Origin of the sequence: Bacillus sp. FSL M7-0307 (assembly GCF_038627835.1) — a bacterium.
In the GTDB taxonomy this organism is placed as follows: Bacteria; Bacillota; Bacilli; order Bacillales; family Bacillaceae; genus Bacillus; species Bacillus altitudinis.
In genome coordinates this window covers 3632964-3652084 of sequence record NZ_CP152023.1, presented here as the reverse complement: position 1 = coordinate 3652084, position 19121 = coordinate 3632964, and the positions used below count along the sequence as shown (strand labels likewise).

The 19121-nt window shown below is 39.9% G+C and carries 17 protein-coding genes; 8 read left to right on the top strand and 9 right to left on the bottom strand.

Annotated elements, in window-relative coordinates:
• Positions 1–18: 18 nt before the first annotated feature.
• Both MHI41_RS18665 and MHI41_RS18660 read right to left on the bottom strand, forming a co-directional pair.
• Complete coding sequence (locus tag MHI41_RS18665) at positions 19–699, bottom strand: DUF3169 family protein (protein ID WP_342494402.1); 681 nt, start codon at positions 697–699, stop codon at positions 19–21.
• Positions 696–902 carry a helix-turn-helix transcriptional regulator gene (locus MHI41_RS18660; RefSeq protein WP_249669926.1) on the bottom strand — a complete coding sequence of 69 codons (207 nt, stop codon included), beginning with the start codon at positions 900–902 and terminating at the stop codon, positions 696–698. Before MHI41_RS18660 ends, MHI41_RS18665 begins: the two co-directional genes overlap by 4 nt.
• Positions 903–1072: 170 nt before the next feature.
• Between MHI41_RS18660 and MHI41_RS18655 the strand changes: the two genes are divergently transcribed.
• Entirely contained in the window at positions 1073–1696 is a 624-nt protein-coding gene (locus MHI41_RS18655) for a CoA pyrophosphatase (RefSeq protein ID WP_017368402.1), read from the top strand.
• A gap of 10 nt (positions 1697–1706) precedes the next feature.
• Here MHI41_RS18655 and MHI41_RS18650 read toward each other — a convergent pair whose 3' ends face one another.
• Positions 1707–2195 (bottom strand): DUF4188 domain-containing protein, encoded by a 489-nt coding sequence (locus MHI41_RS18650; protein ID WP_342494401.1) that lies wholly within the window; start codon positions 2193–2195, stop codon positions 1707–1709.
• 4 nt (positions 2196–2199) lie between these two features.
• On the bottom strand, positions 2200–2751 hold the full coding sequence (locus MHI41_RS18645) for a PadR family transcriptional regulator (RefSeq protein WP_060832788.1): 552 nt from the start codon (positions 2749–2751) through the stop codon (positions 2200–2202).
• Positions 2752–2933: 182 nt separating this feature from the next.
• Here MHI41_RS18645 and MHI41_RS18640 point away from each other — a divergent pair, with 182 nt between their 5' ends.
• The 5 genes from MHI41_RS18640 (at position 2934) to MHI41_RS18620 (ending at position 9434) form a co-directional block, all read left to right on the top strand.
• Positions 2934–3827, top strand: a complete 894-nt coding sequence (locus MHI41_RS18640; RefSeq protein ID WP_342494400.1) for a hypothetical protein — start codon at positions 2934–2936, stop codon at positions 3825–3827.
• A 111-nt stretch (positions 3828–3938) separates the two neighbouring features.
• On the top strand, positions 3939–4892 hold the full coding sequence (locus MHI41_RS18635) for a hypothetical protein (RefSeq protein ID WP_342494399.1): 954 nt from the start codon (positions 3939–3941) through the stop codon (positions 4890–4892).
• A 331-nt stretch (positions 4893–5223) separates the two neighbouring features.
• The gene (locus MHI41_RS18630; protein WP_039164904.1) at positions 5224–7083 is read left to right on the top strand and encodes a beta-glucoside-specific PTS transporter subunit IIABC; all 1860 of its coding nucleotides are present in this window, start codon (positions 5224–5226) and stop codon (positions 7081–7083) included.
• 4 nt (positions 7084–7087) lie between these two features.
• Positions 7088–8554, top strand: coding sequence for a glycoside hydrolase family 1 protein (locus MHI41_RS18625; RefSeq protein ID WP_008347383.1), 1467 nt, complete (start codon positions 7088–7090; stop codon positions 8552–8554).
• A gap of 31 nt (positions 8555–8585) precedes the next feature.
• Positions 8586–9434 carry a PRD domain-containing protein gene (locus MHI41_RS18620; protein WP_008347382.1) on the top strand — a complete coding sequence of 283 codons (849 nt, stop codon included), beginning with the start codon at positions 8586–8588 and terminating at the stop codon, positions 9432–9434.
• Between the two features lie 93 nt (positions 9435–9527).
• Here MHI41_RS18620 and MHI41_RS18615 read toward each other — a convergent pair whose 3' ends face one another.
• The 5 genes from MHI41_RS18615 to MHI41_RS18595 form a co-directional block, all read right to left on the bottom strand.
• Entirely contained in the window at positions 9528–10706 is a 1179-nt protein-coding gene (locus tag MHI41_RS18615; protein WP_342494398.1) for a tetratricopeptide repeat protein, read from the bottom strand.
• 658 nt (positions 10707–11364) lie between these two features.
• Positions 11365–12126, bottom strand: a complete 762-nt coding sequence (locus MHI41_RS18610) for an ABC transporter ATP-binding protein (protein WP_017359928.1) — start codon at positions 12124–12126, stop codon at positions 11365–11367.
• A gap of 13 nt (positions 12127–12139) precedes the next feature.
• A complete protein-coding gene (locus tag MHI41_RS18605) occupies positions 12140–14467 on the bottom strand; it encodes an ABC transporter permease (protein ID WP_342494397.1) in 2328 nt (775 codons plus the stop codon).
• On the bottom strand, positions 14464–15717 hold the full coding sequence (locus MHI41_RS18600) for an MFS transporter (protein WP_099496975.1): 1254 nt from the start codon (positions 15715–15717) through the stop codon (positions 14464–14466). The genes MHI41_RS18605 and MHI41_RS18600 overlap by 4 nt, the downstream gene beginning before the upstream one ends.
• 69 nt (positions 15718–15786) lie before the next feature.
• Positions 15787–16437 carry a TetR/AcrR family transcriptional regulator gene (locus MHI41_RS18595; RefSeq protein ID WP_008347371.1) on the bottom strand — a complete coding sequence of 217 codons (651 nt, stop codon included), beginning with the start codon at positions 16435–16437 and terminating at the stop codon, positions 15787–15789.
• A 160-nt stretch (positions 16438–16597) separates the two neighbouring features.
• Here MHI41_RS18595 and MHI41_RS18590 point away from each other — a divergent pair, with 160 nt between their 5' ends.
• On the top strand, positions 16598–17710 hold the full coding sequence (locus MHI41_RS18590) for a sugar diacid recognition domain-containing protein (protein WP_243824735.1): 1113 nt from the start codon (positions 16598–16600) through the stop codon (positions 17708–17710).
• A gap of 117 nt (positions 17711–17827) precedes the next feature.
• Positions 17828–19099: a GntP family permease gene (locus MHI41_RS18585; RefSeq protein WP_076821426.1), complete on the top strand. Its 1272-nt coding sequence runs from the start codon at positions 17828–17830 to the stop codon at positions 19097–19099.
• Positions 19100–19121: the final 22 nt, after the last annotated feature.

Here is a 19121-nt window from a genome sequence, read left to right as displayed (position 1 = left end):
GGCTGTGCTTTTGCTTATTTAACGATTTCTAATCTTCAACATATAGTATGCATTAAGAATGATTAGAACAAGTCCAATGACGATGATGGAGAAGAGTTGAGAGTGATTGGCGCCAAGAGAATAGACAATCAAAATAAACATGGCACCGGTCAATAAAATATTCATCATTTGATAAGTGTGAAAAAGCCCATCGAGCATCACATGCTTTTCGCCTTCATCAGAAATGGCGAGCAGTTTTTTGCCATAATCTTTATCGGATGGACTAGGTAGATGACGATTAGGATAGACGAGTTTTAGGACAGAGATCGATGCATAAGAAAGAATGACGGTGATCAAAAATAAGGCAGCATTTGCGAGAATCAGCCAGAGTGGCTGCTCAGTTACGATGGAAATACCAATTGCAATAATCGATAAAATGGTACTCACCGTATTAGCTAACGTTACATCAGTAAAAGTTCGGTACTGTTTTACCTCTAGTTCATCCTCCTCATCACCAGATACTGAAAGAGAGACTCTTTTCTTCATGCGTGAAATGCCTGAAAAACAATAAATGATGAATAGAACTGTCAAGCCAGTGATGACAAGGGTCGTTTCAAATGCAGCTTGCAGAAGTGTCAGCTCAAATTCGGCTGCCAGCAAACAGTAAGCACCGAGAAAACCAAGGAGAGCACCTAAGAGCATTTTGTATACAGTTTTCATGTGAGTTCATCCTCCTCGAATAGAAAAATATGTTCAATGGGTTCTTGAAAAATACGTGAAAGCCTCATAGCAAGTAAGAGAGACGGCATTAATTCATCTCGTTCCATTAAGCTGATCGTCTGGCGGGAAACCTTTGCCAGTTTCGCAAGCTCCGTTTGGTTTAAACCATCACGTGCCCGCAGCTCTTTTAGCCGATTTTTCATTCTGTCACCTCAACTCTGATCAAAATGTTATCTTGATTGTAAAGTATTATATTCATTTTGACAAGTATATTTGTCAAAATGATAAAAATAATTGTCAGAAAGATCGCCTTTATTCAAAAGAGAATCAATGATACGCTAAAGAAAAGAGAAACAGAAAATAGGTGATGCCCATGTTCATTGATCAATTAAAAAGTGACTTACATCAATCACAGCCGCTATTTATCGGAGAAGAGACAGCGTTCAAAGCGGCAGTCCTTGTCCCTTTGGTGCAAGTAAACGGGGAATGGCATGTTTTATTTGAAGTGCGATCACTGACGATGAGAAAACAGCCTGGCGATATTAGCTTCCCAGGAGGCAAACTCGACGGCGGCGAAACCGCACAAGAAGCTGCACTGCGGGAAACATATGAAGAACTAGGGATTCCGCCCGAATCCGTCAAGGTTTTAGGACAGCTCAGCCCTTATATTGCCTCACCATCCTTTGTGGTATATCCATTTGTCGGGATCATTGATGAACAGCAGGTCAAACATTCCTTTAATCAAGAAGAAGTAGAGGAGACCTTTACTGTGCCTCTATCATGGCTCAGCCAATACGAACCGTACTTACACCATGTATCGGTGCAGCCAACACCAGGAGAGGACTTTCCTTATGAAAAAATCATGAATGGTGAAAAATACAGCTGGGGGAGTCGTTCGATTGAAGAGTGGTTTTATGATTACAATCGTTACACCATTTGGGGATTAACTGCCCGCATATTAAAACATTTTGTGATGGTTGCAAAAAGAAATTCCTAGAGAATCAGCTCTAGGAATTTGTTGTAGAAAGGCGTTCTTTTGCGGTTTCTTTTCCTTTCCCTTTTCCAATTAGGATGGGCGCTTTAGCTTGGCTCAATCCATATGAAGGCATGTTCACGTAGATAGATTCATATGAGCCGGCTTGAATTTGATACGTTTCATGATAAATTCCGACCGCGTCATTATTTCGTGCTCTTTGGTTAAATCCTTTCCAAGCAGTCAAATGCTTCTCCATCTTGGCGTAGGCAAGGAGGTCCTCTGTTGATTTCCAATATTGGATCATGGTGGTAGTGCGTAAACCGAAGTAATTTTCTGTCCCGAGAAAACCAAGTTCTTCTTGATGTGTATAAAGTTCTTTGATCATCCCCGGCATCGCCTTAAATACTGGCAGCCATTGATGGACAGCAAAGCGTTTATTGATTCTCATTCCGATAATGAACACAACAATCGGCTCAGAATTGTCTGTTGTATACCTGCCAGCACGTATATTTTTTTTCATTTGTTCACCCTTCTTTCTTCATCGATTCACAGGTCTCCACGCACCAATCAATTCCAGCCTGCGCCACTTTCTTTCCGTAATCTAACGTATACAGCCAATACTTCGCATCAGCTTCATCTGGATACAGCTCTTGAATGTTTTGTTCAATCGCAACATATGTCTCATAACGGATACGGAGCTGCCTCTCATAATCCTGTAAAAGCACCAATTTTTTCTCAAACGAAAGATATTGACCAAAAAATAACTTTAATAACACTTCATTTCGTTCTGATGGTACTTGATCGAGCGGCTGCGCCAGCCATTGCCTTAACGTGTCCAGCCCTTTTTCAGTCAGATGATACTCCCGCTTGTCTGAGCGCCCAGTTGTAGAAGTGGGTGAAACCTTCGCAAGCCCTTCCTCGACTATTAACTTTAAAGCTGGATAAATTTGTCCATAACTAATTTTCCAAAAGTGATGCAAGCTCCTATCAATTAATTGCTTCACTTCATACCCAGACTTACAATCTGTCGTTAAAATCCCCAAAATCGCATACGTCGTATCATTGTATTTTTTCATTGATCAACAAACCTATCTAAAAGATATATCATTTAGATATATAATAAACGATGTATAACTGCAGATACAAGAGGTATGAGAAAAAAATAAATGCTAGAAAGGAGGTGAAGAGATCACTGATTTGTTAATCAATGAGAGGAATCCTTCATATAGATTGAACGATCATAGTTTGGAGGGGACATATGAGTAAATCGAAAATCTGGATCATGACTATTCTGGCGGTACTACTGATTGGTGGAGGCGGCTGGATAGCCTATCAAGCAATCGCAAAAAAGAGTGTATTGAATCATCCCTACGCCTTTGCATATAAGACTCATGATCGTGTGAACTGGTTCAAGGTAACGGAGAGAAACGGAAAAGTAACAGGTCATCTGAATGAAACCATTTTAGAGGAAAACCCGAAAAGGCATTATGATCCCAATCTATTTATCAACAAATATCAATTAACTGGGAAATCAATTGAAAACGGTTACGAATTTTATGTGAAGCAAGGGAAAGAAACGGTCACATATGAAGTTCACCTTGCCGAAAAAGATCTTTCTGTGAAAAAACAAGGTGAAAAGCACAGCATCACATACAAAGCAGTTGATCGAAAAAACCTACGTGCTGTTCAACAGGACATTCATACTCGATATGAGAAACTGATGGATGACACGGAAAATAGATTTCATGATTATGTACGAAACTTCATTAAGAAAGTAACAGGCGCTTATGGTTATCTGTATACGGCAGAGGATGGTTCGTACCAACTATTTCTAAAAGTAAAACGAATGTATATGCAGTCTGAATGGGCAGGTTCTTTTCTAATGAGAAAGGTTCCAGGAGATGGTGGTGAACCTTATAAAGAAACGAAACATACAGCCGGTGGAGTCTCAGATGGGATGATGTTTGATTTGAGTACTTATCCTGCAATTGAAAAGGGTTTTATTTTAGGTGAAACTGACCGAGACGCCACATACATTAAATTTCCTTTTAAAATGGCAGGCGGGATCATAGAATTTAAAGCGGTCACGAAAGAGGAATATCAAGAACAAACGGAAGCATTTAAAAAGAAGGCGAAAGAATTGCAAAAGTAGATCGTGTTGGAACAGATGATTGTTGTGAATGGCATTTCAGGACGATCAGAATTTAGTTGAATAAATAGGGATCATGAAGATTTTTTAAATCATATATTAGTGGAGGTACCTATGAGTAAATTGAAAATGTGGGTCGTGTCTATCCTGGCAGTACTCGTCTTAGGTGGAGGCGGCTGGACAGCATATCAAGCAATCGCACAAAAGAATTCATTGAATCATGCCTATGCATTTGTTTATAAAACGAAGGATAAAATGAGCTGGTTTGAGATATCTGAGAATAAAGGCAAAGTAACGGGGCATTTGAATGAAAAGTATATAGAAGAAATATGGTGGGATCCCAAAATATATAAAAAACAATATGTAGTGTCCGGGAGTTCAAAGGAAAACGGTTATGAATTTCGAGTCAAACAAGGCAAAGAAACAATCATATACGAAGTTCAAATGTCTGGGAAAGACCTATCTGTAAAAAAACAAGGTGATAAGAAAAGCAGGATATATAAAGCAATCAATCGAAAAAAGCTAGATTCGTATCACAAAAAAATTCAAGATCGACATCAACATCTAGTTGATACATCAGAAACTAGATTTTATGACAATATGAGACACTTCAGGGATAAAGTGGCGAAGGTATATGGTTTTCTATATACGGCAGAGGACAAACAACTATTTTTACAAGTGGAAAGCATGCATATTGAGAATGGATGGCTCGGCTCTTTTCTAATAACAACTGTTTCTGAAGAAGGGTGTAAGCCCTATAAAGAAATGAAATTAGAGGTCGGGGGCGAAACTGATGGTGGAGACTATTTAGACATGAGCTATGATCCTATAATTGAACGAGGTGTCATTATAGGTTCGACTGATCGAGATGCAAAATCAATCAAACTGCCAATTAAAAAGACTAACGGTACTATAGAGATAAAAGCTTTCACGTATCAGGAATTTAAAAAACTCCCTAGACCATATATCATGACAGGCGATTCAGTAGAGTTAAAAGCGGTCACGAAAAAGGAATATGAAAAACAAGCGAAAGCATTTAAAAAGAAAGCAGAAGAAAAGAGAAAATAGGTGACCTTAAACCAGATGAGTGAATCAACTTATCTGGTTTTTTATGGAGAAACATTTTGTTGATTGATGATAGAAGGAACAAAAGAGTTGCTTTAAGTAAATAGAGAAAAGTATTTTAGGTATATAGACCTTAATTATTTTTAGAAAAATAAATGTTGACGCTTTCATATAATCAATATATACTAAAAACAAATCCAATATAAATAAATTAGACATGTGACTGGTCATGCAGGCAGGATCTAAAAACGATGAATTTCTTTAATTTGTCGTTTTAGGTCCTTTTTTTATTGCCGAAATATAGGTCCCATGTATGAGAAAAGGAGGAGAAAAAATGGATTACACACAAGTCGCCAAAGATGTTTTGCAGCATGTAGGTGGTAAAGAAAATATTGCGCACCTTGAGCACTGCTCAACAAGACTTCGCTTCACACTAATTGATCAGAAAAAAGCAGATGTACCAGCATTAGAAAAAACACCAGGTGTCATAGCAGTTAGAATGTCAGGACAATGCCAAGTGGTCATTGGGAATGACGTGATTGAAGTGTATCAACAGGTAACAAATTTAATGGGCGGCAGCTCGTCTGGGCAAGGCGTGCCATCCAATCAGCCAAAAGAAAAAAGAAAAGCAGGCACAGTTCTATTAGATTTCATTGTGGGTGTCTTCCAGCCGCTTGTTCCGGCTATCGCAGGCGGAGGGATTTTAAAATCATTTCTTCTCCTTTTCTCTTTATTAGGCTGGGTGGATGCAAAAGGCCAAACCTATCAAATACTGAACATGGTGGGTGACGCACCACTATACTTCCTGCCATTACTAGTCGCTGTCACAACGGCAAATAAACTAAAGGTAAACCCACTGGTCGCATTATCAGCAGTGGGTGCACTCCTTCTTCCGAACATGACAGCCATGCTTACTGAAGGTGCGCAATTAATGTCATTCGACGTGAAAAATATAGCTTATGCGTATCAAGTGTTTCCCGCAATCCTTTCTGTATTGCTTTACGCTCAAATGGAAAAATTCTTCACACGATTTTCACCAAAACCAATTCGGATTTTCTTTGTCCCAATGATGTCATTAGTCATTACTGTACCAGTTACGTTACTGCTATTAGGACCACTTGGTTTTACAGCAGGACAAGGGTTTTCATCCGTTATTCTTGCGATGTTTAATACAGTAGGCTGGGTAGCTGTCGCAATTTTAGCAGCGGTACTCCCGTTTATGGTTGCATCAGGCATGCACAAAGCAATGGTCCCTTATGCAGTGACAACGATGGGGAACCTCGGGAAAGAAGCACTTTATTTACCAGCATCCCTTGCGCATAATATTGCGGAAAGTGGAGCTTGTTTCGCAGTGGCACTACGCACGAAAGACAAGGTACTCAGATCAACAGCCATTTCGGCAGGAATTTCAGCATTTTTTGGCATCACAGAGCCTGCTTTGTATGGTGTGACACTTCAAAATAAACGCGTACTTGGAAGTGTCATGATTGGTTCGTTTGTTGGCGGGATCTTCATTGGATTAGTTGGTATACAAGCCTTTGTACTAGTTGGTCCTGGATTAGCAAGTATGTCGATGTTTATATCAGATGAGCTTCCACGAAATCTAATGTTTGCTGTCATTGGAGCTGTCATTTCCTTCGTTGTTGCTTTTATCGCTGCTTTTGTATTAGGTAAGGATAAAAAAGTAGAAGAAAAGACAAATGATCAAGAAGCATTTGCTGAACAAATTGGAGCAGGGGAAACTTTCAAAAGCCCTGTGATTGGTCAAATGATCTCTCTATCTGAAGTAAAAGATGATATTTTCTCTTCAAAGGTCATGGGAGACGGAATTGCCATTGTTCCTTCAGAAGGAGCGTTATATGCACCAGTAGATGGTGAGGTCACCTTGCTGTTCGAAACAAACCATGCACTTGGTATGAAAACGGACAAAGGGGTTGAAGTATTATTCCATATTGGCATTGATACTGTACAGTTGGAAGGACAGTATTTTTATCCAAAAGTGCAGGCAGGAGATCGTGTACAAGCAGGGGATTTACTCATTGAATTTGATGTAGAAAAAATCATGGAAGCAGGATACGATCCAGTTACGCTTGCTGTCATCACGAATACAGATCAATATGATATTAAGGTACAGCCATTACAAGAGGTCAATCGCCAAGATACATTGATGGTTATCACCCAATTAGGAGGCTAAACATATGACGACAATAAAAGGTTTTCCAAAAGGATTTTTATGGGGCGGCGCCATTGCCGCCAACCAAGCAGAAGGCGCTTGGAATGTAGATGGAAAGGGCCCATCTGTTGCTGATATTGCGATGTACAGGTCTAATTTGAGTGTAGAAGATTATGAAGGGCATCTAGCTGTTACTTCTGAAAATATAGATCGAGCGATGAAAGACCCAGATGATAAAAAGTATCCAAAACGCAGAGGTGTTGATTTCTATCATCACTATAAAGAGGATTTGGCTCTATTTGCTGAAATGGGTTTTAAAACTCTTCGCATCTCTATTGCATGGAGCCGTATCTTCCCAACTGGAGAAGAGAACGAACCAAATGAAAAAGGACTCCAATTTTACGATCGTTTATTTGCAGAAATGAAAAAACACAACATAGAACCGATTGTGACGTTGTCACACTATGAAATGCCGTTAGCACTGAGCGTGAAATATAATGGCTGGGTTGAAAGAAAAGTCGTTGATCTCTTTGTTAAGTTTGCCAATGTATGTTTTGAACGCTATAAACATGATGTGAAATATTGGCTGACCTTTAATGAAATAGATAGTATTCACCGCCACTCTTTTATTACAGCAGGAATTATTCCTGATCGCTGCCCAGAAGGGAAAGAGGAAGAGACGGTTTATCAAGCACTCCATCATCAATTCATTGCCTCTGCACTCGTAACAGCAGATTGTCATCGCATCATACCAGGCAGTCAAGTAGGGTGTATGCTGACAAAATTAACAACGTATCCGCACACTTGTCATCCGAATGATGTGGAGCGGGCATTGAAACAAAACTTAGAAAACTATTTCTATGCAGATGTTCAGGTATTTGGTGAATACCCGCCGCTTATCAAGCGCATGCTTGAGAGAAAAAACATTCATATCCAAATGGAATCAGATGATCTTTCTATTTTAAAAGAAAATACAGTAGATTTTATCTCGTTCAGCTACTATATGTCTTTAACTGAATCAGCTGATGAAGGATTAGAAAAAACGGATGGAAATACCATCCGTGGAGTTAAAAATCCTTACCTTCCATCTACTGATTGGGGATGGCAAATTGATCCGGTTGGTCTGAAAATTTCTTTAATAGAATTATATGATCGTTATCAAAAACCACTGATCATTGTAGAAAACGGCATGGGTGCAAAAGATGTTGTTGAAAGTGATGGATCAATTCACGATGATTATCGTATTAACTATTTCAAAGAGCATTTCCGCCAAATGAGAGAAGCGGTGGAAGAAGGCGTTGACCTCTTCGGATATACGAGCTGGGGCTCAATTGATATTATTAGTGCAGGTACATCACAGATGTCAAAACGATACGGGTTTATTCATGTAGATCAAGATGACGATGGAAACGGTACATTAAAACGTTCTCGTAAAGACTCATTTTATTGGTACAAAAAGGTCATTGAAACAAATGGTGAATCGCTTGATTGAAAAACCACAATCATGAAAACAGGTGATGACGATGTTTAAAATCAAAAAAGTTTTAAACTCGAGTGTGGTTCTGGCTGAAGATCAGAACCAACAGGAGATGGTTCTATTCGGCCGGGGGATTGGTTATGGACAAAAACCAGGTCAAATGATTGAAGAAAAGAAGGCAGATCAAGTGTTTATGTCTGTCGATAACATGAGAGCGAAGGAATTTCTCCAACTATTAGATTCAATGCCACAAGAGTTTATCGATTTAACTCAGCATATTGTTCAATATGCTGAAAAACGCTTAAACTCAAGTCTGAATTCTGGTGTCTATTTTACCTTGATGGACCATTTGAATTTTGCAGTAGAACGGCACAAGAAGAATATTAATATTACAAATCGAGTATACTGGGAAATCAAAAACTACTATACCGAAGAATTTGAAGTAGGTAATTATGCGCTTGAGTTAGTCAACAATACATTGGGCATACAATTACCAAAGGAAGAAGCGGCCAATATCGCCTTCCATTTAATTAATGCGTTAGGTGAAGAGTCCGATTCCAAAGATGGCATGAAGTATGCCAAGATGATCGGAAGTATTGTGAATCTCGTCCGCTATACGTTGAATATGAAAATGGATCAAGAGAATATTCATTACAGCCGATTTATTACACATGTGAAATTCTTTGTTGAAAGATTTTACGCAAATAAATTATTATCAGATCAAGAAAATGAGTTGTTTGAACAAATTGCACACTTGTATCCTCAAGCGATGGATGTGGCTTTCAAAATCAAAGATTATATTAAACAGGTGCACAGTATTGTTATTCCAAATGACGAACTTACGTATCTGGCGGTACATATTCACCGCCTCATTTCTTATCAAGAACTAAAATAAATGTGGACCACTTGCCTTGTAATGAGGCAAGTGGTTATTTGTATTGTATCGGTTTATGTTCCGATAGGTCGTTCTGTTGGGCTAAGATTTGTATCATTTAACGAATTGTAAGACACCGTTTGTCCGAAAACAACGATGGCTAAAGCGAAAATGAGTAAACTCACTTTTTTCATCATAATTCCTCCAGTTAAGTGTAGTGTGTTCCAATTGATAGGCATCCTTCAAAAAGAGATATGCTTGGTGAATTGAACCCAGCTCTTCAAAGTGTTTGGCAGCTAGTGCACTTAATTCACGGGCACCTTCAACATCCTTTAATTCTTTCAGAATACTGATGTCATCGAAACAGGTTTGAGCTTTTTTGGATATGTCTTCAGTGAAATATAGGTGATAGAGAAAATTCATTTTTGCTGTATAGATGGGGTTTCTGTCTATTTCTTGTTTTTGTTTGACTAATTCAAAATAATAGAGAGCTTGCGACTTTTCATCAATGGAGAGCAGCTCTTTTAGTAACATAAACATGGAGTGTTCGAAATAACAAGATGAAAGGTAGTTATCATCACTAAGAGCCTTTTCTAGGGCATCAATACATTTTTTTGATTCTCCAGCTTCGGCATATAGAATACTGATATTGTGATAAAGCTGTGATGCTAGAAAATGATCGTTTAATTGATTTGAGATGTGTAATGCTTTTGTGTAGTAATTCTCAGCTCTTTTGAAATCGCTAATATCCATGAAGTTGGTGGCTGCGATCACAAAAGCTGCTGCCAGTCTTCTTTCATAGCCATCATGACCTTTGAAAATATCGATGGCATTCTGAATATAATGAAGTGAAATCAGGCTTTGGCGAAGCATCATATATAGGTTTGCGACCTTCGTATGGAATTCTGCTACTTCTATTTCATCAGGAATGTTTTGTAGTTTTTTCTCAGCAATTTTAAACAGTCCGATGGCTGATGCATAATCTCTGTTATATGAAGCGTAAAGGGCTTTATATAGGTAAAAATAGTATTCAATTAAGTCGTTTGTTTTAGAAGGGTATTCTAGCACTGTCGGTTCATTCAGTTTTTTACCCCTTCGTTCATATAACATGAGCTTAAACTTGCCTTCTAGCAATGAATAGTAGGTCAAGACCTCCTGATTCTCTTCCATCTCTTGAAGTAATTCCTTTAATTCTGTGTAGATTGTCTTTGCATTGTGTACATCATGCTTACGAATGGCAATTCGCCAATCATTTAAACGGTTCCCCACCTGTTCAGCTGAAATGATCGTCATGGAAATTTCACCTCTTTAACATCCTTTCGCCTGTTTCAATAAAAAACGATATCACAATTTTTGGTAAAATATAATCGTTTCAGAGAGGTGATTGACAGGAGGTAATAAAAAGGACCTTATGTCATGAGATGTACGATATTGTAACGATGATTGATTGTTTATTCAAATGACTAAAATCTTTTTTTGGAAGTCTAAAAACGTGATAGATACTATTAGTTTTAAATTTATGGTCGAAAATACCATCCGAATATATGAAATAAATCTATTTTAGCTATGAGAGAAGAACAATGAAAGGTCGATCTAGAAGGGGAAATCAGTTATGATGTTGCTAGATGATTTTGGGAAAGAAACTGGTAGTTACTGAGAAAGGTGAAAATCCGAGACAAGTGTTGACCTTTCAGAAAGGATGTTGAAATGAAAAAAAGATTTCAAATGTTAAACTGGCAAATGACAATTGTGATTACGACGCTTTTACTTGTTTTAGTCACTCTTTATATCTCAAAGAGATACTTTTATAGCAAAGAAATTGAGTTGCTGACAGAATCTTGTCAACAAGAAGACGGCAAAATCATACTAGAAACAAATAGTTTGACTATGGATTACTCCTTTGAGTGTAAGAAAAAATAAAACAGGCAGCTTTCTGCCTGTTTTACACCAATTAAAACCCTAAGTTTTGTAACCACTTGTTTAACAAGGCCTCTCGTTTCTCAGCGGTGAAGCGATCGTATTTTCCTAAATTTAAATGAGCCGAAATTTCACCATCATTCATAAACAAAATTCTTTCAGAGCAAAGGGCCACTTTTGGATCATGGGTGACGAGAAGCAAAGTTGTTCCTTCAGAATTGATTTGTGAAAAAATATCCATGACTTCCTTTGTGGTGCTTGAATTAAGAGCACCTGTGGGCTCATCGGCAAAAAGAATGTTTGGTTCATTCATAAGAGCTCGACAGATAGAGGCTCTTTGGAGCTGTCCTCCTGATACTTCTGATAAATATCTATCAGCTAAATGATCAATATCAAGTTTCTCCATTAGATATTTTGCTCGTTCATTGACTTCTTTTCTCGGCATTTTCTTCGCTAAGTAAGCTGCAGCAATTATGTTATCAAATAGATTGAGGTTTTTTAGTAAGTGGCTGTGTTGAAAGACGAATCCCATCTCTGATAAGCGCAAAGCTGTTAACTGTTTGTCTGTCATTTCTGATAGCAGTTGACCTTTATATTTGATTTCCCCTCTGGAGGATGTCTCTATACCGCTAAGTTGATAAAGCAAAGAGGTTTTTCCACACCCTGAAGGTCCCATAATGGTGACAAATTCTCCACGTTTAATTGATAAGTGAATATTTCTAAGAATGGTCTGTTTTTGTCCTTTTAATGAATCAATTTGTAAAGACAATTGTTTCGCTTCAATTAATTGTTCCATGTGAAACATCTCCTTATGAAAGTGTATGACGGCTGATTTTACTAGAAAAAAAGGACTTCAATAACCACGAGATGACAGTTAAATTCACCATAAACATCAGGAGAGGATACACGATCCAAACCCATTTCGGGGCTAACCACTGAAGGCTGGATGCTCCTAATGATGCGCCGCCTGCACTCATCAACGCCGGACCAATAGTATGAACAGCGATTGCTCCAATGAAGGCACCAATAGAGAGAACGACGATAAAACTTGTTAAGTATTGATAGGTTAAATCTTTTTGAGAAAAACCAATCGTCCTTAACAAGTGAGTACGATTTAAATCTTTCGCCCTTAACATGTGCAGAAACATCATTAACATGAGGCTGGCTGTTCCAAAAGCTGCGATGGTTGAAAATAATGCAATCACTTTTACTAGAGATGCGGTGCTTCCTATTGTTTGATGCACATATTCTTTCATATCTGTCACTTTTGCAGGAGACATATTTGTTTCAAGTGCTGCTTTTTTTCCTGCCATATCTATTCCTTGTTTTAATTGTATTTGAACGGTTTTCCAAAGGGATGATTGAGGAAAAGGCTGAGATAATGCTTTAGCAGTTTTCCCTCCGTTGGTGACGTCTTGATAAATGCCGGTAACCATTTTTTGAACTTGCTGTCCATTTGTGGCGAGAGTGACTTTTTCGCCTATCTTTTTCTGAAGTGAGTCAGCACTCAACACCGATAAAGCAATCTCTTCCTCCTTCAACGGTTCCCTTCCTTGTAAATAGGTGAGAGGGAATGCTGATAGATCACCTGTTTCTAAATAGAGCGTTTCTAATGTATTCTCCATTGTTTTGGCTTGTAGAGAAGTTGTTTCATAGACGGCAGATGTTTGAATGTCTTGGTCTTCGCTAATCATAGACTCTATTTTATTTGTACTTTTCTCTAAATGATTTCCCTGCCGAATATCAATTCGAAGGTCACTTTTTCCAGAGCCAAGATATGTGATGAAATCTGGTGATTGTAATGTGTACCATAACTGAATCGGCATCAACATTAAAAATGTACAAAGCGCGATAATACAAGTAATTGTTGAATACATCTTTATTCGCGAGAACAGATCTTTCAAACCAAACCAAAAATTCACTGGGAGGAATCTGTTTTTCTGGAGGTGCATAGGAATTTGTTTTTTATGGCTTGGTGAGCTTATGCCACCTTGAATGGCTTGAGCGGCTGATATTTGTCCAAATCTCCTTAGGACAGCATAGCTGAATGAGATGACGATCATTGCCGTCAAAATTGACACCAAAAGCGGGATCACCTGATGAATAAAAGAGAGGCGATTCCCCATATATTGCTGAATATTGGCTGTAAACAAATCACCAAACATGAGCGTCATTAAATATCCTGCTATACACCCTATACAGGCAAGCACAGCATATTTCCCAACGTATAATTGTTTGATTTTTGATAAAGGGATTCCTAGTACTTTTAAGATTCCAATTTCACGTTCATCCTCTTCTATAGCGGCGGTCATAGCGAGACGAAGAGAGAGGAGAGAAATGCTAATGAGCAGAAAGCAGACAAGAAGGAGAATGGCGATCACCATACCATCTGTTAGGGCATTCAGCATGCGAAGCAGGGGTAATGTGACAGCAGGCCCCTGTTGTGGCAGCTCAGATGATTGATAGAGTGATTGAAAAACATCTGCTTGACCAGCATCATGCAATAAAAATTCAATTAAGTACTCCTTTTTTTGAAACACTTGATTCAGTGCCGCCCAGTCCGCATCATGCAGAAGAAATCTCTTTGAACTGACAAGACTTGGATTCATTTGGGCATCTCGTAAGAACGTTTTGATTTGAAAAGAGAATTGATGAGAGCCTTTTGTAATGAGTAACCTTTCGCCAATCTTTAAGTGGTATTTTTGTTGAAAATAAATAGGGACTGCTACTTCTCCTTTATTTACAGTGAGCTTTTCATTTCGTTCGTTTAAAAGGAAATCAAAATAGCGATTTTGCTTTACAAATAAATGATCCATCACACCCGCTTGAGCAGGCTCCTGCCCGAACTTGATGCTGACATGTTCGATCGGAATCATTGGAACAATTTGATGTGCCTTCACCATCGACTGTTTACTTGAAAATGTATCGACCGCTTTTTCATCTAAGCTCCCATCGTGCATTTGGACAAAGTCTGGTGCTTTGGCTGATTGGAGTAAATCAGAAATGGAACCATTCAACTGGACTGTCATTTGCGCAGCGCTTGTTGCTAAAAATGATGTCATCATGATGCAAAGGGTTAAGCCGATTGAAATGAGACGGTGGCGGGTTAGGTCTTTCTTGATAAACGTCAATCTCATGAGGCTGATTCTCCTTCATGTCGAAGCATATTTTTTGTAAGGAAGGCAAGTGCAAACATCAAGGCACTGACGATTAACACGGTCACATACATGCTGGCGGAAAAAGTGTTGAACAAGAACCCGTACATCATTTGACCGAGCGGTGCAGCACATTGAGAGACCATTGTCAGATTGGCCATGACTTTTCCTAATTGAGCATTGGGTGTTTTCTTTTGCACATGTGAGATGACAACGATCGAAATCATGGTGAGCAGCATGGCAATTGGGAGACACCCTGCTAAAAAGAGAAAATAGGCTGGAAATGTCCCAAATTGAAGAGCCACCTTGGATGTTGAAAAAGCAACAGGTAGCAAAATGACTGCGATGACGAGCAGCCAGCGATACAAAGTAGGAATGCGCCAATGTTTCGCTACAAGCCCAACTAGCAGGGCGCCTGCGATGACGGCAAACTCAATGATGCCCATTCCTATTCCATACATGATGTCACTGCTTTTCATTGTGACCCTTAAAATAATGGGACCTCCAACGATAAAAAATGGTGTGAGGATGAAATTTAGCAACGCTGCAAGCAGCATGGCTCTTTTTAAAAATGGCTGGCTTCCGATATAGGAAAATCCTTGTTTCATATCTTTCAAGAGTACTTTGGTCATCGGTTCTGCGAGTGGGCTAGGTGAGAAAGAGATATTTAACCGTAAAAGCATGCACGCTGATAGAAAAAATACAATGCTGCTAGCGCCTATGATGACCTGGCTCCCAATGAGTCCGTATAAAACGCCGCCAATGATAGGAGCGACAACACCTGAAAGGGCCTGCACGCCATTCACGATGCCATTCGCTTGTTCTAATTTTTCTTCTTTCACTAGCTGAGGAATACTGGACATCACAGCAGGAGCATAAAACGTACTCATGACACCAAGGAGAATCATGACGGCTCCAATCATATAAAGTGAATCATGACCTGAAAATAACCAGAAATAAAAAGCCAGAATCATAATGCCAGTAAGAACATCAAATAAAATCATCAAATTTCTTCTGTTAAACCGGTCAGCCATTGCTCCTGCTAATGGCGAAAGGAGGAGCGGGATATTGGATAAAGCGAAAAGCAGAGCATATAAATCAACACGATGTGTCATATCCAAGACGTGTAAAGATAGAACAAAACGAATCAAGGAAGACCCGAAAACGGAAATAATTTGCCCGAGAACGAGATAAATAAAATGGGTGGAGCCATTTTTGGCTGATAACGACATGAAAATCACTCTCCTTTTAGACCGACCGTCAGTCTATAATGTATGCAGGATTGGTATTGAAGTGACCAATCACTGATTATTGTCTTCCGGTTCTCCAGTTAAACGTTGGAGAAGGAAGGAGAAACTTCCCTTTTCTGCATGTAAAGAGGCTTCAAGGATTGCGATAAATGCTAGCGCCCGTTGTATGCTTTCCGCTGTGGTCCATTGGAAAAGTCCCTCATCAAAGATAACCTGTGCAGAAGCGAGAAGAAATTCGACCGTCTCTTGCGGATAATCCGTTTGAAATATCCCTTCTTCTACCCCTTGCTGAATGACTTCTGCTAAAACGGGTGATAGCTCTGTAATGGCTTTGATCAAGCTTTTTTGATGCATCTCTGCATTAGCAGGCTGATGAAATTGTTCGATCATGCCTTCTTTATGGCTGCCCTGTTTAGGAGATTGTGCCATGATGATGCGAAATAATTTATCAACCACTGAGATATCTGGATCAGCGGCAATACGCTTTGCCTCGATGATATCTGCTTTTATGATCCGGTCAATGATTGCATCCATCACTTCTTCTTTGGAAGTAAAGTAATAATAGAATGTGCCTTTTGCAATGCCAACGGCTTTGAGGATGTCAATAATTGTGGTTTGCTGATAGCCTTTGGTTGAAAAAAGCTTCTCTGCTGCATTCAAGATGTCATTTTTGCGTTCCTCAGGATGTTTAACGGTTCTCATAAAGTCATCCTTTCTTTTGACTAGACTGTCGGTCGGTCCCTTGATTTGATTAAACACTTTTTGGCGTATCTTTGTCAACGGCTGTTTTTTTAAGCTTTGCATTTATTGTGCAATGACACTATGATACATTGAATGAAAACCCCTTCAGGAGAGATGCTGAATGCAATTTTTAACCAGTGAATTGGCTCAAGAGATGGTTGAACGTACGATGCATATTTTACATCAAAACATCAATGTCATGAATGCAGATGGTGTCATTATTGGGTCTGGTGAACGAAAAAGGATTGGACAAAAACATGATGGAGCACGTTTAGTGCTGTCAAGCGGAGATAGTGTGGAGATTGATCAGGAGACGTCCCGCCGCTTAAAAGGCGTGAGACCTGGAATCAATCTGCCTATTTGCTTTCGGGAACAAGTAGTTGGTGTCATTGGGATTACGGGTGAGCCAGAGGACATTCGTCATCATGCCGAGCTGGTGAAAATGGCAGCTGAGCTCGTATTAGAGCAATCTTTTCTGCTTGAACGCTTCCAGTGGCGGCAGCGAATAGAGAGTGAAATTGTGAATCAGCTCATCTCCGAGTCTGACATGGGTGATCACCAGCTGAAACACCGTGCTGACTGGCTTGGAATGGTTTTAGACAAGCGGCGAATGGCTATTGTTTTTCAGCCGATTCCATCGTCTGAGGACACTGTACACAAAATGATGCATGCCATTCAATACGATAAGAATGCGGATGATTTACTAGGCATGACCTTCCGTCATGAATTGATCCTGTTAAGACAGCCGATATGTGACCATCAATTCAAGCATGTGATCGAACAGCTGCAACAAACAATGGCAGGTGCAGTTGATGGACAAGTGCTAGTGGGTGTAGGAACTGTCGCTGAGGACATGAGTCAATTACCGTTGTCCTTTCAGCATGCGAGAGAGGCCCTGCGGTTAGGAAAGGTGCTCCATCCAGAGGAAAGCATATATGTCTTTGAATCTTATCAGCTTGAAAGCTTGTTTATAAAAGCGAGAGCCGCCAAAGAGGGCAAACGGTGGAGTGATTTTTATCATCCGCTGATACAAGAAATGGAGCTCGTTCAAACGTTAAAGGTTTACATTGAAGAGGGCGGGGATTTACAAAGAATCGTTGATCGTCTATTTATTCACCGTAATACACTGCGATATCGTTTAGATAAAATCCAGGCATTGACCGGAAAAGACCCTCGTCATGTGAAACAGTTGATGGAGCTGTACATAGCACAATTGGACCATCAACTGTCTTAATTGTGCATTTGCACAACTGGATGAAGTAATAAATAAAAGAAGTTCATTTAGATTCACAACTCGATCCCAATGAGTAAACGCTTACAATTAATAAAAGACAATCAGGAGGGATGGAGAATGGGTGGAGATGTGACAGTAAGTACATTGGGCGCATTGACTGCGCTTGTGATCGCTATTGTTCTCATTTTAAAAAAAGTATCACCTGCTTATGGCATGCTGGCAGGTGCATTTATTGGCGGTTTGGTTGGCGGTGTAGATGTTGTGCAGACCGTGAACGTCATGATGGAAGGCGCAAAGGACATGATTCCGGCTGTCCTTCGAATCATGGCGGCAGGTGTACTGGCAGGGGTTTTAATTGAGTCGGGAGCAGCGCTATCTATTGCGGAGGCCATCGTCAAAAAGCTTGGAGAGGCGAGGGCACTTTTAGCACTCGCACTTGCAACAATGATTTTAACAACGGTGGGTGTTTTTGTAGATGTAGCAGTCATTACAGTAGCACCAATCGCACTTGCCATTGCCAAGCGTGCAAAACTTTCTAAAACGGGGATTTTACTTGCGATGATTGGAGGAGGGAAGGCGGGGAATATCATGTCACCGAATCCGAATGCCATTGCAGCCTCTGATGCCTTTGGTGTACCGCTTACTTCCCTGATGGCGGCAGGTGTCATACCGGCTATTTTCGGGATAGCCGTCACATATGTATTAGCCAAAAAGCTTGCGAATAAAGGGACACCTGTTCTGGAAGAGGGAGCTGACCAAGGCCAGGTTCAAGTGCCTGGTTTTCTACAAGCGCTTGTAGGACCGCTTGTGACCATTCTCTTGTTAGCCTTGAGACCATTGTTTCAAATAAATATTGATCCAATGATTGCCTTACCAATAGGAGGAATTGTTGGCGCTCTTTTCATGAAAAAAGGGAAGTTTCTCAATGATTATGCGATGTCAGGGCTGCATAAAATGTCAGGTGTAGCGATCATGTTACTAGGGACAGGTACATTAGCTGGAATTGTATCGAATTCTTCCATGAAAGAGGTATTTATTCAGGCGCTTGACGCTTCGGGATTACCTCCTTACTTGCTTGCACCAACGTCTGGAATTTTTATGTCGGCTGCCACAGCTTCGACAACTGCAGGGACGGCAGTTGCAAGTGGTGTATTTAGCGGAACTCTTATTGGTCTTGGTGTATCTGCCCTTTCAGGCGCAGCTATGATTCACGCTGGCGCAACTGTGCTCGACCATATGCCGCACGGAAGCTTTTTCCATGCAACGGCAGGAAGTGTTCAAATGGATATAAAAGAACGGTTGAAATTAATGCCCTTTGAATCGTTAATTGGTTTGACATTAACCGTTGTATCGACCATTATCTTTGGTATTTTCCAGCTGTTCGGCTGAGGATTTAATGAGAAACGAGGGG

What these genes read in the sequence shown, in the direction of transcription:
- MHI41_RS18595 (WP_008347371.1), bottom strand. Translation starts at nt 16,437, where the DNA reads ATGAGAACCGTTAAACATCCTGAGGAACGCAAAAATGACATCTTGAAT.
- MHI41_RS18645 (WP_060832788.1), bottom strand. Translation starts at nt 2,751, where the DNA reads ATGAAAAAATACAATGATACGACGTATGCGATTTTGGGGATTTTAACG.
- MHI41_RS18650 (WP_342494401.1), bottom strand. Translation starts at nt 2,195, where the DNA reads ATGAAAAAAAATATACGTGCTGGCAGGTATACAACAGACAATTCTGAG.
- MHI41_RS18615 (WP_342494398.1), bottom strand. Translation starts at nt 10,706, where the DNA reads ATGACGATCATTTCAGCTGAACAGGTGGGGAACCGTTTAAATGATTGG.
- MHI41_RS18620 (WP_008347382.1), top strand. Translation starts at nt 8,586, where the DNA reads ATGTTTAAAATCAAAAAAGTTTTAAACTCGAGTGTGGTTCTGGCTGAA.
- MHI41_RS18600 (WP_099496975.1), bottom strand. Translation starts at nt 15,717, where the DNA reads ATGTCGTTATCAGCCAAAAATGGCTCCACCCATTTTATTTATCTCGTT.
- MHI41_RS18630 (WP_039164904.1), top strand. Translation starts at nt 5,224, where the DNA reads ATGGATTACACACAAGTCGCCAAAGATGTTTTGCAGCATGTAGGTGGT.
- MHI41_RS18585 (WP_076821426.1), top strand. Translation starts at nt 17,828, where the DNA reads ATGGGTGGAGATGTGACAGTAAGTACATTGGGCGCATTGACTGCGCTT.
- MHI41_RS18640 (WP_342494400.1), top strand. Translation starts at nt 2,934, where the DNA reads ATGAGTAAATCGAAAATCTGGATCATGACTATTCTGGCGGTACTACTG.
- MHI41_RS18605 (WP_342494397.1), bottom strand. Translation starts at nt 14,467, where the DNA reads ATGAGATTGACGTTTATCAAGAAAGACCTAACCCGCCACCGTCTCATT.
- MHI41_RS18635 (WP_342494399.1), top strand. Translation starts at nt 3,939, where the DNA reads ATGAGTAAATTGAAAATGTGGGTCGTGTCTATCCTGGCAGTACTCGTC.
- MHI41_RS18610 (WP_017359928.1), bottom strand. Translation starts at nt 12,126, where the DNA reads ATGGAACAATTAATTGAAGCGAAACAATTGTCTTTACAAATTGATTCA.
- MHI41_RS18665 (WP_342494402.1), bottom strand. Translation starts at nt 699, where the DNA reads ATGAAAACTGTATACAAAATGCTCTTAGGTGCTCTCCTTGGTTTTCTC.
- MHI41_RS18655 (WP_017368402.1), top strand. Translation starts at nt 1,073, where the DNA reads ATGTTCATTGATCAATTAAAAAGTGACTTACATCAATCACAGCCGCTA.
- MHI41_RS18590 (WP_243824735.1), top strand. Translation starts at nt 16,598, where the DNA reads ATGCAATTTTTAACCAGTGAATTGGCTCAAGAGATGGTTGAACGTACG.
- MHI41_RS18625 (WP_008347383.1), top strand. Translation starts at nt 7,088, where the DNA reads ATGACGACAATAAAAGGTTTTCCAAAAGGATTTTTATGGGGCGGCGCC.
- MHI41_RS18660 (WP_249669926.1), bottom strand. Translation starts at nt 902, where the DNA reads ATGAAAAATCGGCTAAAAGAGCTGCGGGCACGTGATGGTTTAAACCAA.